The 12,930-nt window shown below is 75.6% G+C and carries 12 protein-coding genes; 1 reads left to right on the forward strand and 11 read right to left on the reverse strand.

Annotated elements, in window-relative coordinates:
* Positions 1-342: 342 nt before the first annotated feature.
* The 11 genes from aroQ to rpsD form a co-directional block, all read right to left on the reverse strand.
* On the reverse strand, positions 343-783 hold the full coding sequence (aroQ, locus tag RKE29_RS21540; RefSeq protein WP_312007173.1) for a type II 3-dehydroquinate dehydratase: 441 nt from the start codon (positions 781-783) through the stop codon (positions 343-345).
* Positions 780-1,874, reverse strand: coding sequence for a 3-dehydroquinate synthase (gene aroB, locus RKE29_RS21545; RefSeq protein WP_312007174.1), 1,095 nt, complete (start codon positions 1,872-1,874; stop codon positions 780-782). Before aroB ends, aroQ begins: the two co-directional genes overlap by 4 nt.
* Positions 1,875-1,938: 64 nt before the next feature.
* A complete protein-coding gene (locus tag RKE29_RS21550) occupies positions 1,939-2,481 on the reverse strand; it encodes a shikimate kinase (RefSeq protein ID WP_312007175.1) in 543 nt (180 codons plus the stop codon).
* The gene (gene aroC / locus RKE29_RS21555) at positions 2,478-3,662 is read right to left on the reverse strand and encodes a chorismate synthase (protein WP_312007176.1); all 1,185 of its coding nucleotides are present in this window, start codon (positions 3,660-3,662) and stop codon (positions 2,478-2,480) included. Before aroC ends, RKE29_RS21550 begins: the two co-directional genes overlap by 4 nt.
* 157 nt (positions 3,663-3,819) lie before the next feature.
* Complete coding sequence (locus tag RKE29_RS21560) at positions 3,820-4,653, reverse strand: shikimate dehydrogenase (protein ID WP_312007177.1); 834 nt, start codon at positions 4,651-4,653, stop codon at positions 3,820-3,822.
* A 5-nt stretch (positions 4,654-4,658) separates the two neighbouring features.
* Positions 4,659-6,584: an endolytic transglycosylase MltG gene (gene mltG, locus RKE29_RS21565; RefSeq protein WP_312007178.1), complete on the reverse strand. Its 1,926-nt coding sequence runs from the start codon at positions 6,582-6,584 to the stop codon at positions 4,659-4,661.
* Between the two features lie 96 nt (positions 6,585-6,680).
* A complete protein-coding gene (gene ruvX, locus RKE29_RS21570) occupies positions 6,681-7,154 on the reverse strand; it encodes a Holliday junction resolvase RuvX (RefSeq protein ID WP_312007185.1) in 474 nt (157 codons plus the stop codon).
* Entirely contained in the window at positions 7,151-9,820 is a 2,670-nt protein-coding gene (gene alaS, locus RKE29_RS21575; protein ID WP_312007179.1) for an alanine--tRNA ligase, read from the reverse strand. Before alaS ends, ruvX begins: the two co-directional genes overlap by 4 nt.
* Positions 9,820-10,188: a DUF6167 family protein gene (locus RKE29_RS21580; protein WP_312007180.1), complete on the reverse strand. Its 369-nt coding sequence runs from the start codon at positions 10,186-10,188 to the stop codon at positions 9,820-9,822. Before RKE29_RS21580 ends, alaS begins: the two co-directional genes overlap by 1 nt.
* Positions 10,189-10,196: 8 nt before the next feature.
* On the reverse strand, positions 10,197-10,637 hold the full coding sequence (locus tag RKE29_RS21585) for a DUF948 domain-containing protein (protein WP_312007181.1): 441 nt from the start codon (positions 10,635-10,637) through the stop codon (positions 10,197-10,199).
* 559 nt (positions 10,638-11,196) lie between these two features.
* Entirely contained in the window at positions 11,197-11,808 is a 612-nt protein-coding gene (gene rpsD, locus RKE29_RS21590) for a 30S ribosomal protein S4 (RefSeq protein ID WP_312007183.1), read from the reverse strand.
* Between the two features lie 56 nt (positions 11,809-11,864).
* On the opposite strand from rpsD, the gene RKE29_RS21595 reads away from it, so the two are divergent.
* A complete protein-coding gene (locus RKE29_RS21595) occupies positions 11,865-12,752 on the forward strand; it encodes a DUF2470 domain-containing protein (protein WP_312007184.1) in 888 nt (295 codons plus the stop codon).
* The last annotated feature ends 178 nt before the right edge of the window (positions 12,753-12,930 follow it).

The raw sequence follows: 12,930 nt of genomic DNA on the forward strand, positions 1-12,930 counted from the left end.
CGGGGGGACGGGCTGCTGGTGGCCCGGCGGATGGTGCGGCGCAGGGTGCGCGGGCGGGGCGGGGGGCACGTGCGGCGCGGGGCCCGGGTGGTGGCCCGCGCCCCGCGGCCAGCCGGGGGCCGGCTGCCCCGGTCCGGGCCCGTACGGCGGCGGCGCTCCTCCCACTGCGTGCTGCATACGGCGCTACTCCGTCTCGTCCAGCCTCATCCAGCCTCGCCCGGCCTTCTCCGGCCGGTCCCGCGGGACCCTGGCGCGGCCGTGCCGCCGGTCCCCACGGAACGGTACCGGTCCCGGCCGCCCTGGTGTGAACGGCCGAGCGGGCCCGCGGGTGCCCGCCCGGCGTCAGCCAGGCGATTCGTCCGCGAGCGCGCGCAATGCCAGCCGGTAGGAGCCGATGCCGAAGCCCGCGACCGTGCCGCTGGCGACGGCGGAGATCACCGACAGGTGGCGGAACTCCTCCCGCGCGTGCGGGTTGGAGATGTGCACCTCGACGAGCGGGGCGGTGCGCTGGGCCGCCGCGTCCCGCAGGGCGTAGGAGTAGTGGGTGAAGGCGCCGGGGTTGATCACCACGGGGAGGGACGCGTCGGCCGCCTCGTGCAGCCAGCGGACCATCTCCCCCTCGTCGTTGGTCTCGCGGACCTCCACCTCCAGGCCCAGCTCGGCGCCCAGCCCGGTGCACGCGGCGACCAGGCCGGCGTAGGACGTGGAGCCGTACACGTCGGGCTCGCGGCTGCCGAGCCGGCCGAGGTTCGGCCCGTTCAGCACGAGCACCCGGCGGCTCACGCGGCCACCGCCCGGTACGCGGCGCGCAGCGTCTCCTCGTCCGGGCCGGTGAGCACGCCGGGCCTGGCCAGGCCGTCCAGGACGATGAAGCGCAGCGTGTCGCCGCGGGACTTCTTGTCGACCCGCATGGCCGCCAGCAGCCGCGGCCACTGGTCGCCGCGGTAGGTCAGCGGCAGGCCGACGGCGTCCAGGACGGCGCGGTGCCGGGCGGCCGTGGCGTCGTCCAGCCGGCCGGCGAGGCGGCCCAGCTCGGCGGCGAAGACCATGCCGACGGAGACCGCGGCGCCGTGCCGCCAGGTGTAGTCCTCGTTCTTCTCGATGGCGTGCGCCAGGGTGTGCCCGTAGTTCAGGATCTCCCGCAGGCCGGACTCCTTCAGGTCGGAGGAGACCACGTCGGCCTTGACCTGGATGGACCGCTCGATCAGCTCGGCGGTGTGCGGGCCGCCGGGCGTGCGGGCGGCGGCCGGGTCCCGCTCGATCAGGTCCAGGATCGCGGGGTCGGCGATGAACCCGGCCTTGACGATCTCGGCGAGGCCGCCCGCGTAGTCGGCGGCGGGCAGCGTGTCGAGCGCGGTCAGGTCGCACAGCACGCCGGCCGGGGGGTGGAAGGCCCCCACCAGGTTCTTGCCCTCGGCGGTGTTGATCCCGGTCTTGCCGCCGACGGCCGCGTCCACCATGCCCAGGACCGTGGTGGGCACGGCGATCCAGCGCACGCCGCGCAGCCAGGACGCGGCGACGAAGCCCGTGAGGTCGGTGGTGGCGCCGCCGCCGACGCCGACGATCACGTCGGTGCGGGTGAAGCCGGCCTGGCCGAGCGCCTGCCAGCAGCGGGCGGCGACCTCGGCGGTCTTGGCCTCCTCGGCGTCGGGCACCGGGACGGCCAGGACGCGGCGGCCCGCTCCGGCCAGGTCCGCGCGGATCCGCTCGGCGAGGGCGGTGAGCGCCTTCGGGTGCACGACGGCGACGCGCCGGGCGTCGGGGCCGATCAGGCCGGGCAGCTCGCCGAGCAGCCGGCGGCCGACCACGACCTCGTACGCGGCGGTGCCCGCCGTGGCGCCGACCTGGATGCGGGTCGGGGTGTCGCTGCTCATGGGGCGGCCGGTGCTCCTGTCGTGGTCGGTGTGTACATGTCGTGGGTCATGCGCGGTCGAGGGGTCACCGCGGTCCGCTGGGCGCGGTGCCGGGCGCCGGGGCCGTGCCCAGCGCGTCCAGGACCGCGTCGGCGACGTCCTGCGGGGTCCGGCCGTCGGTGGCCACGACGGCCCGGGCCACCTCGGTGTACAGCGGGCGGCGCCGCTCCATCAGCGTCCGCCACTGCTGCCGCGGGTTGACGGCCAGCAGCGGGCGCGGCGCGTCCAGGCCGACCCGCCGCACCGCCTCGGCCACGCCGATGTCCAGGAAGACCACGGGCAGTCCGGCCAGCAGCGTCCGCGTCTCCTCGCTGAGCACCGCGCCGCCGCCGAGGGCCAGCACGCCGCCGTGCTCGGCCACGGCCGCGCGCACCGCCCGCCGCTCCAGCTCGCGGAAGCGCTCCTCGCCGTCCGAGACGAAGATGTCCGCGACCGGCTTGCCCGCGACGGTCTCCACGTCGGCGTCGGTGTCCCGGAAGGTGGTGCCCAGGCGCTCGGCCAGCAGCCGGCCGACGGTGGTCTTGCCCACTCCCATCGGGCCGACGAGCACCGCCACCGGGCCGGTCACCGCACCACCAGGTGGTCGAGGTAGCCGCTGACGTTGCGCCGGGTCTCGGCCACCGAGTCGCCGCCGAACTTCTCCGCCACCGCGTCCGCCAGCACCAGCGCCACCATGGCCTCGGCCACCACCCCGGCGGCCGGCACCGCGCACACGTCCGAGCGCTGGTGGTGGGCCTTGGCCGGCTCGCCGGTGGCCACGTCCACCGTGGCCAGCGCCCGCGGCACGGTCGCGATCGGCTTCATCGCGGCCCGTACGCGCAGCAGCTCGCCGGTGGACAGGCCGCCCTCGGTGCCCCCGGAGCGGCCCGAGGCGCGCCGCACGCCCTCACCGGTGGCGACGATCTCGTCGTGGGCCCGCGAGCCGGGCGTGCGGGCCAGCTCGAAGCCGTCGCCGACCTCCACGCCCTTGATCGCCTGAATGCCCATCAGCGCGCCGGCGAGCCGCGCGTCCAGGCGCCGGTCCCAGTGCACGTGGGAGCCCAGGCCCACCGGCACGCCGTACGCCAGCACCTCCACCACGCCGCCGAGCGTGTCGCCGTCCTGGTGGGCCTGGTCGACGACGGCGACCATCGCCTTGGCGGCGTCGGTGTCCAGGCAGCGCACCGGGTCGGCGTCCAGCCGCTCGGTGTCCGCGGGCACCGGGTACACGCCCTCCGGGGCGCGGGCCCCGCCCAGCTCCACCACGTGCGAGACGATCTCGACGCCGACCGTCTCCTTCAGGTACGAGCGGGCCACCGCGCCCAGCGCCACGCGCGCGGCCGTCTCCCGCGCCGAGGCGCGCTCCAGCACCGGCCGGGCCTCGGTGAAGCCGTACTTCTGCATGCCGGCCAGGTCGGCGTGGCCCGGGCGCGGCCGGGTCAGCGGCTCGTTGCGCGCCAGGCCCGCCAGCTCCTCGGGGTCCACCGGGTCGGCGGCCATGACCTGCTCCCACTTGGGCCACTCGGTGTTGCCCACCATGACGGCCACCGGGCTGCCCAGGGTCAGTCCGTGCCGTACGCCGCCGAGGAAGGTGACCTCGTCGCGCTCGAACTTCATCCGGGCGCCGCGGCCGTAGCCCAGCCGCCGCCGCGCGAGCGCGTCGGCCACCATGTCCGTGGTCACCGGGACCCCTGCGGGCAGCCCCTCAAGGGTCGCCACCAGGGCGGGGCCGTGCGACTCTCCCGCGGTCAGCCAGCGCAACCTGCTCACCTGCTGCTCCTCCTGCGCGCGCTGCGTAGACGTCCACGGTGGCACGGGCCGGTGCGCGGCTCGCGGCCCGCCACACCTTTGATCCTGCCACGTCCGGCCGGATGCCCTGGCGGGTGTCCGAAGCCTGGACCCGGCGCGGCGGGCGGCCCGGCGCGGGTCAGACGGTCCGGGCGACGAGCGCCGCCTCGCCCGCCGCGCGCATCGCGGCCAGCGGCGCCGGGCGGCCGGTCATCAGCTCCACCTGGAGCGCGGCCTGGTGCACCAGCAGGTCCAGGCCGCCGACGACCGCGCCGCCGCGCGCCGCCCAGGCGGCGGCCAGCGGCGTGGGCCACGGGTCGTACAGCACGTCGAAGAGCGTGCCGGGCCGGTCGGGTACGTACCCGGCGAGCGCGTCGGCGGCGCCCGCGGGCGTGGTGGCCACCACCAGCGGCGCGCGCAGCGCCTCGGCGGCGGCGGACCAGTCGGCGGTGCGCACGGCCACGCCCAGCCGCCGGCCCCAGCGCAGCATCTCGGCGGCGCGCGCGGGGCCGCGGACGTAGGCGGTGACCTCTCCGTCGCACACCCGGGCCAGCGCGGCCAGCGCGGAGGAGGCGGTGGCCCCGGCGCCCAGGACGGCGGCGGCGGGCACCCGCGTGACTCCGCGCTCGGCCAGGGCCGCGACCATGCCGGGGATGTCGGTGTTGTCGCCGGTCCGGCGGCCGGCGCCGGTGAACACGACGGTGTTGGCCGCCTCGACGGCGGCGGCGCTGCCGCCGACCTCGTCCAGCAGCGGCAGGACGGCCCGCTTGAGCGGCATGGTCAGGGACAGGCCGGCCCATTCGGCGGGGTCGAGCCGGGCGAGGAAGCCGGGCAGCGCCGCCTCGTCCACCTCGAAGCGGTCGTAGCGCCAGTCGGACAGGTCCAGCGCGGCGTAGGCGGCGCGGTGCAGGACCGGGGAGAGCGAGTGGGCGATCGGCGAGCCGAGTACGGCCGCCCTGCGGCGTGCGGGCACCGGCGTCACCCGTTCCCGCGCCGGGCGTTGAACTGCTGGACCAGCTTCTGGTGTTCGGCGTACGTCCTGGTGAACTGGGTGGTCCGCCCGTCCAGGGAGATGAAGTAGTACCAGCCGCCGCTGTCCGGGTCCATGGCCGCCTTCAGCGCCTCCTCGCCGGGGTTGCCGATGGGGCCGGGCGGCAGTCCCCGGTAGTAGTAGGTGTTGTACGGGTTGTCGTAGCCCCTGATCTCCGCAGTGGAGATGTCGAGCTTGCTCTGGTCCTTGATGTAGTTGTACGTCGAGTCGAATTCGAGCTTGCCGTTGGTCTCGGCGTTGCCGGTCCGCAGGCGGTTGTAGACGACCTCGGCCATCTTGCGGAAGTCGTCGGAGGTCTTGCCCTCGGCCTGCACCAGGCTGGCGACGGTGACGAGTTGGAGCGGGGACTTCAGGCCCAGTTCGCGGGCCTTGCCCGCCAGGTCGTAGGCGGCGTAGGTCTTCGCGGCCTGGGCGACCATCTGGCGCAGCACGGCGGCCGGGTCCGCGCCCTTGCCGACGCTGTAGCGGGAGGGGAACAGGAATCCCTCCAGCGGATCCTTGACCTTGGGGTTGTCGTCGGCCCAGGCGGGCAGCCCGAGGTCGTGGGCCTGCTGGAGGGCGACGCTCTTCGTGGTGCCCGCCGGGCGTCCGGTCTTGCGGTCGATGGCGGCGTAGATCTGGCTGTCGCGCATGCCCTCGGTGACGATGAGGGCGTTGAGGCTGGCGGGGTCGGTCATCAGCGTGACGGCCGAGGCCGCGGACATCTCCTTGCGGAGGCTGTAGGTGCCCGGCTGGATGGCCTTGCCGCTGTCGTTGACGGCGTCCACGAACGCGGCACCGCTCTTGACCACGCCCGCCTGCTGGAGTATCCGGCCGATCTCGGCGCCGCCCGCGCCGGCGGGGATGTCGACCTGGGCCTGGCCGGTGCCCTCGCCCGCGTAGTCGGGCGGGGCGCCGAAGTGGTCCTGCCAGAACCGGTAGCCGTACAGGCCGCCGCCCGCGACGACCCCGGTCAGCACGACGGCGACGACGAGGCAGGCGGCGCCGTTGCGGCGGCCGCGCTGCCGGGCGCGCCGGTCGCGGCCGCGCCGGGGCCCGGTCTGCGGACCGTCGTCCTCGTCGTCGTCCCGGGGGTCGCGGCCGTCGGGGCCGTCCTGGTCGTCGTCGGGGTGGGCGGCGGGGCGGTCGTCGGCCAGGATGGACGGGCGCGTGTCCGCGGGCCGCGGCTCGGGGGCGTCCGCGGCGGGCCCGCGCGAGCCGGCCGGCGACGGGGGGTGCCCGTAGCCGGGCTCCGCCGGACGGGAGGCGCCCGCGGGGTCGGCGGCGGGGGCCGCCGCGCCGTAGGAGAAGTGCTGGGCGGTGCCGTAGGGGCCGCCGCCGTAGGCGCCGTACGGGTCGTACGGGCCGTCGCCGCCGTAGGGCCGCTGCGCCGGGCCCTGGTCCTGGACCGGCGGGGGTCCCTGGTGCCCGTACGGGTCGTGGGGGTAGGTGCCCTGGGTGTAGGAGTCCTGGGTGTAGGAGTCCTGGGTGTAGGAGTCCCGGCCGTAGGCTTCCTGGCCGTAGGCGTCCTGCGCGTAGGGGTCCTGGCCGTAGGGGTCCTGGCGGTAGGCGCCGGGGCCGGGGGCGGCGGTGTGGCCGTACCCCTCGCCGTAGCCGCCGTACCCGCCGTAGCCGTCCTGCGGGGCCGGGTGGACCCCCGGCGGTCCCTGCCCGCCGGGGGCCTGGGGGCCGGGGGGCGGGGTGCCGTAGGCGTCGGGGCCGTAGGCGTCGTACGCGTACGGGTCGTGGCCGCCGCCAGGAGGCTGCTGCCCGGCCTGCTGTCCGGCCTGCCGCGCGTCCCATCCCGGCTCGCCGTAGCGCGGGTCCTCGGGAGGCCACGGCCCAGGGCCGGGCCCCCGGCCATACTCACTCATCAAACCCCTAGCGCCGGTCAGGCGGCAGCCGGGGCGGGCGCGCGGGGCGCGGGCGACGGCTGCCGGGACGTCGCGCGGAACGTTACCGTACCGCGATCAGGTGACCACTTCGACGGTTTCCCCGGGCGCCCTGCCGGAGGTCCGCTCGGCCTCCAGCGCGCTTTGCAGGATGACCACGGCGGCCGCCTGGTCCACCACCGCCCGGCCCTTCTTCGCGCGCACGCCGGAGGCGCGCAGCCCCTGCGTGGCGGTGACCGTCGTCAGCCGCTCGTCGACCAGCCGCACGGGCACCGGGGCGACACGCGCGGCGAGGGTGCGGGCGAAGGCACGGGCCTTGGCGGCGGCCGGCCCCTCCCGTCCGCTGAGCGAGCGGGGCAGGCCGACGACGACCTCGATCGGGTCGTACTCCCCCACCAGGTCCGCCAGGCGCCGCACGGCGGCAGGCTGGTCCCGGCCCGGCACGGTCTCCACGGGCGTGGCCAGGATGCCGTCGGGGTCGCAGGAGGCGACGCCGACCCGGGCCTCGCCGACGTCGACGGCCAGCCGCCTGCCGCGCCGCACGGCCGTCAGGCCCGTTCCGCGACGGCGCGCTCGACGGCGGCCAGCGCCGCGTCGACGGCCTCCGGGCGCTGCCCGCCGCCCTGGGCCACGTCCGGCTTGCCGCCGCCGCCGCCGCCGAGGGCGGTCGCGGCCGTACGGACCAGGTCGCCGGCCTTCAGGCCGCGCTCGCGGGCGGCCTCGTTGGTGGCGATGACGGTCAGCGGGCGGTCCTTGGCGACGGTGAACAGGGCCACCACCGCGGGCCGGTCGCCGGGGATCCGGCCGCGCACGTCGAGTACCAGCCTGCGCAGGTCGTCGGCGGCCGTGCCGTCCGGGACCCGGGCGCCGACCAGCGCCACGCCCGCGACGTCCCGCGCGGCGGCGGCGAGCGACGCGGCGGCCTGGAGGACCTTCTCCGCGCGGAACCGCTCGATCTCCTTCTCCGCCTCCCTGAGCTTGGCGAGCATGCCGGAGATCTTCTCGGGCAGCTCCTCGGGGCGGCCCTTGACCAGGTCGGTGAGCTGGGAGACGACCGCGTGCTCGCGGGCGAGGAACTGGTAGGCGTCCACGCCGACCAGGGCCTCGACGCGGCGCACCCCGGCGCCGATGGAGGACTCGCCGAGCAGCTTCACCAGGCCCAGCTGGGCGGTGTTGTGCACGTGCGTGCCGCCGCACAGCTCCTTGGAGAAGTCGCCGATGGTGACCACGCGGACCCGCTCGCCGTACTTCTCGCCGAACTCGGCGATCGCGCCCTGCCGCCTGGCCTGCTCCAGGCCCATGACCTCGGCCGTGACATCCAGCTCGCGGGCCAGCACCTCGTTGATCTTCTGCTCGACGTCGGTGAGGACCGAGCCGGGCACGGCGGCGGGCGAGCCGAAGTCGAAGCGGAACCGGCCCGGCGCGTTCTCGGAGCCGGCCTGGGCGGCGGTGGGGCCGAGCGCGTCGCGCAGCGCCTGGTGGGTGAGGTGGGTGGCGCTGTGCGCGCGGGCGATGGCGCGGCGGCGGGTGACGTCGATCCGGGCGTAGCCGCCCGCGCCGACGGTGACCTCGCCGACCTGCACGATGCCCTTGTGCACGGTGACGCCGGGCACCGGCTGCTGCACGTCGCGGACCTCGACCACGGCGCCGGTGTCCAGCCGGACGCGGCCGGTGTCGGCGAGCTGGCCGCCGCCCTCGGCGTAGAAGGGCGTGCGGTCCAGGACCAGCTCGATCTCCTCGCCCTCGACGGCGGCGGGCGAGGGCACGCCGCCCACCAGCAGGCCGACGACGGTGGCCTCGCCCTCGGTGTCGGTGTAGCCGGTGAAGACGGTGGAGCCGGAGGCGTCGGCGATCTCGCGGTAGCCGGTCAGGTCGGCGTGGCCGGTCTTCTTGGCCCGCGCGTCGGCCTTGGCGCGCTCGCGCTGTTCGCGCATCAGCCGCCGGAAGCCCTCCTCGTCCACGGTCAGGCCCTGCTCGGCGGCCATCTCCAGGGTGAGGTCGATGGGGAAGCCCCAGGTGTCGTGGAGCAGGAACGCCTTGTCGCCGGGCAGCACGGTGGAGCCGGCCGCGCGGGTCTCGGTGACGGCGCCGTCGAGGATGTTGGTGCCCGCCTTCAGGGTCTTCAGGAAGGCGGCCTCCTCGGCGAGCGCGACGGTCTCGACGCGCTTGCGGTCGGTCAGCAGCTCCGGGTACTGCTGCCCCATCGTCTTGAGCACCACGTCGGTCAGGTCGCCGACGACGGGTTCGGTGGCGCCGAGGATGCGTACGTTGCGGATGGCGCGGCGCATGATGCGGCGCAGCACGTAGCCGCGGCCCTCGTTGCCGGGGGTGACGCCGTCGCCGATGAGCATCACGGCGGTGCGCATGTGGTCGGCGATCACCCGCAGGGCCACGTCCGAGCCGTGGTCGGCGCCGTAGGCGACGCCGGTCAGCTCGGTGGCCTTGTCGATGACGACGCGCAGCGTGTCGGTCTCGTACATGTTGCGCACGCCCTGCAGGATCATCGCGAGGCGTTCGAGGCCGAGACCGGTGTCGATGTTCTTGCTCGGCAGGTCGCCCAGGATGGGGAAGTCCTCCTTGCCCTCCCCCGGCCCGCGCTCGTACTGCATGAAGACCAGGTTCCAGATCTCCACGTACCGCTCGTCGTTGACGGCCGGGCCGCCCTCGGGCCCGAACGCGGGGCCGCGGTCGTAGTTGATCTCCGAGCAGGGGCCGCAGGGGCCCGGCACGCCCATGGACCAGAAGTTGGACGCCTTGCCCAGACGCTGGATGCGCTCGGCGGGCACGCCGACCACGTCGCGCCAGATCCGCTCGGCCTCGTCGTCGTCCTCGTAGACGGTGATCCACAGCTTCTCCGGCTCCAGGCCGAAGCCGCCGTCCGCCACGGGAGCGGTCAGCAGCTCCCAGGCGAGGGTGACGGCGCCCTCTTTGAAGTAGTCGCCGAAGGAGAAGTTCCCGCACATCTGGAAGAACGTGCCGTGCCGGGTGGTCTTGCCGACCTCCTCGATGTCCGGCGTGCGCACGCACTTCTGGACGCTGACGGCGCGCGGGTAGGGCGGCTTGACCTCGCCGAGGAAGTACGGCTTGAAGGGCACCATGCCCGCGGGTACCAGCAGGAGCGTCGGGTCGTCCGCGATGAGCGACGCCGACGGCACGACGGTGTGCCCGCGCTCCTCGAAGAAGCGCAGCCAGCGGCGGCGGATTTCAGCCGACTCCATCAGTGGTCCCCATTTCCGGTCTCGCGGTGTGCGGTCTCGTGGCTGTCGTGGCCGCCGTACGGCTCCGGGGCGGCCCCGCCCGGCTCCGGTCCGGTGAGCAGGCCCCGGGCGCGCTGGGCGGGCAGGGCGCGGGGGCCGGGCGGCTGCGTGAGTCCCAGGGCGTCCTTCAGCGCCGCCTCGCGGTCTGCCATGCCGTCGCGCACGTCGAGGGCGAAGACGCGAATCCGCCGCCCGGCGAGCACCGCGCGGTCGGCGGCGCGCGCCGCGAGGCTCTCCGGCGTGAGCTTGTTCAGCGTGCGGTTGACCTTGGTGGTGGCCCACACCCCGGCGGCGACGCCGGAGGTGAACCAGAACGTGCGGCGGAACATCGGGGCCCTCAGCTCTTCGATCCACGGTTGCGGCGGCCGCCCCAGCGGGCGGACGGCAGGGGCTTGGCGACGACCACGGTGGGCCGGGGCTCGTCCTCCGGCCGCCCCTTGCGGGCCATGGCCCGCCGCACGCCGTACCCGAACGCGGCCACCTTCACCAGCGGCCCGCCGAAGGCGGTGGAGACGGTGGCGGACAGGGCGGAGGCGTTGGAGGTGACCTCCTGCACGTCCGAGGCGATCGAGTCGACGCGGGCGAGCTGGGTGTTCGCGGACCGTACGGTCGCGGACGCCTCGCCGAGCAGCGGGACGGCCTGCTCGGTGACCTCGGCCACCAGCCGGGTGGCCGCCTTCAAGGTCTGCGCGAGCCTCGCCAGCGCGAGGGCGAGGAAGGACACGAGGATCGCCCAGAAGACGGCCACGAGGATCCCGGCCACCTCTCCACCGGTCACGTTGCACCGCTCCCTGCTGCTGGTCGTCGTCTCGGGCCGCCGTGCGCCCGCGCGGCCCGCCGTCTGCCGTCTTGCCTGCCGCCCGTGCCGGGTGCCGGACGCACCACCCGCCGCCGGGGCCCGCCGCGCCGGTGGCGGGCCGGACGGCCGCTGACCGGGTGCGCGTGCCCCCACTAAACGCATCCATGGATGCGTTTAGGTGGAGTCGACCTTATCGCGCCACGGCCACGCGGCCGAACCGCGTTTCCCCCGTCTCTCCAACGGAGGAGACCTGCCGGGCGCGGACGTCTCCCCGGCGTCTCCCCGGCAAGGAGGGGTGGGACCGGCACCGGCCGAGGGCGCAGCGGGGCGGCGGCCAAGCCGACGGGCGCCGGGCAGCCGGGCGCCAGGCAGCCGGAAGATGGCGTCAGCAGCCAGAAGATGGCGTCAGGAGACAGGCGCCGGGAGGCGGGGCCGGCCAGGAGGCGGACGGCCCGCGGCCGCCCGGCCGACGCGAGGGTCGACGGGGCGGCGCGGGCCGGATCGCACACGCTCGGGCGCCGCGGGCGGCGCCGCCAGGTCAGCGGGCGTAGTACTCCACGACGAGCTGCTCGTCGCAGATCACCGGGACCTCCTTGCGCAGCGGCTCCCGGTCGAGGCGGAAGGCGAGCGCCTTGAGGTTGACCTGGAGGTAGCGCGGGGTCTCGCCGTCGAGGGCGTAGCCGCCCTCGCGCGCCACCTGGAAGGGGTGCTTGTCGCGGCTGCGCTCGCGGACCATCACCACGTCGTCCTGCCGGACCTGGAAGGACGGCTTGTCGACCTTGCGGCCGTTGACCTCGATGTGACCGTGGACCACCATCTGGCGGGCCTGGTAGATGGTGCGCGCCAGGCCGGCGCGCAGGACGAGCGCGTCCAGACGGCGCTCAAGCTCGACGATCAGGGCCTCGCCCGTCTTGCCTTCGACCTTCCGAGCGCGGTCGTAGGCACGGGCCATCTGGCGCTCGCTGATGTCGTACTGAGCGCGCAGGCGCTGCTTCTCCAGCAGCCGGACCTTGTAGTCGCTGTTCTGCTTGCGACCACGGCCGTGCTCCCCGGGGGGGTACGGGCGGGCCTCGAAGTACTTGACGGCCTTCGGGGTCAGCGCGATGCCGAGCGCACGGGACTTCTTGACCTTGGGACGCGACTGGTTCACGTCGAACGAACCTCCGTGTAAGTTAGGTGAGCCTTACCTTAGTCCGAGGAGAACGCATGTTTCGACCTGGGATCCCCCTGTCCCGCACCCGTCAGAGCGCCGAAGAGGGTCAGCCGCGTCCCGCGGAAGGCGCCCTGCGGCCCACGGCGGCAGAGCGCGTACGTACTCTCGTGGAGTCCAAGGCTACGGCCTCCCTGGCGGTTCCGGGAAACCGGCCCCTCGGCGATCCCCTCGGAAGCGACCCGGCGGCCCGCGCCGTCACCGCCGAGGGCGACGTGCTCCTGCTCGTCCCCGGCCACTGCGCGGCCGCGCGCGCCGCGGCGCACGCCCAGGACGCCGACCTGGCCTGCGTCGTGCAGATCACCGACGTCGCGCCGATCGCGGTGCCGCACCGCATCCGCGGCCGGGCCTGGGTCGCCGGCTGGCTCACGGCCGTGGCCGGCGGGGACCGGGCCGCGAGCGCCATGCTGCTCGCCGAGCGGCACCCGGTCGGCGAGTTGCTGTGGATCGGCGAGGCGCTGCGGCCCGACGCCGCCCCCGGCCCGTACGGGCGGCCCGCCTGGTCGATGCTGCGGCTGGAGGTCAGCGAGGCGTGCGTGGACGACCTGTGGGGCGCGGACGCGGCCGCCCCGGAGGACTTCGCCGCCGCCCGCGCCGACCCCCTCGCCCGGCACGAGGCCGAGCTGCTCCAGCACCTGCACGAGGCCCACGGCGACCAGGTGCGCGGCCTGTGCGCGCTGCTCGGCGACCGCGCGCCGGCGGCCTGCGCCGCCGGGCACCCGGGGGTGGTGCCGGTGGCGCTGGACCGCTTCGGCCTGCGGCTGCGCTTCACCGAGCCCTCGGGCAGGACCTTCGACGCGCGCTTCGACTTCCCCGAGCCGGTGCGGGACGTCTCCGACCTGCGCCGGGCGATGCACGGGCTCTTCCAGGCGGCGGCCGGCTAGCGTCCCGGGCGCCGAGGCCCGCGGGGGCCGGGCGGCGCGTCGGCCGGGGCGCTCCGGGACCGGCTGACGGTCGGTCCGAGCGGCGGTCGGAGCGGCCGGAAGCGGTGCGGGCCGGGCCGCCGGGCGGGCGGCTCACGGGGAGTCCGCGCCGCCGCCGTCCGTGCTCCCGCCGCCCTCG

Origin of the sequence: Streptomyces sp. B1866 (assembly GCF_031932565.1) — a bacterium.
Lineage (GTDB): Bacteria > Actinomycetota > Actinomycetes > Streptomycetales > Streptomycetaceae > Streptomyces.

Excerpts from the sequence above, each read along its gene's own strand:
- mltG (WP_312007178.1), bottom strand. The coding sequence starts at position 6,584 with ATGAGTGAGTATGGCCGGGGGCCCGGCCCTGGGCCGTGGCCTCCCGAG.
- aroB (WP_312007174.1), bottom strand. The coding sequence starts at position 1,874 with ATGAGCAGCGACACCCCGACCCGCATCCAGGTCGGCGCCACGGCGGGC.
- RKE29_RS21595 (WP_312007184.1), top strand. The coding sequence starts at position 11,865 with ATGTTTCGACCTGGGATCCCCCTGTCCCGCACCCGTCAGAGCGCCGAA.
- RKE29_RS21580 (WP_312007180.1), bottom strand. The coding sequence starts at position 10,188 with ATGTTCCGCCGCACGTTCTGGTTCACCTCCGGCGTCGCCGCCGGGGTG.
- alaS (WP_312007179.1), bottom strand. The coding sequence starts at position 9,820 with ATGGAGTCGGCTGAAATCCGCCGCCGCTGGCTGCGCTTCTTCGAGGAG.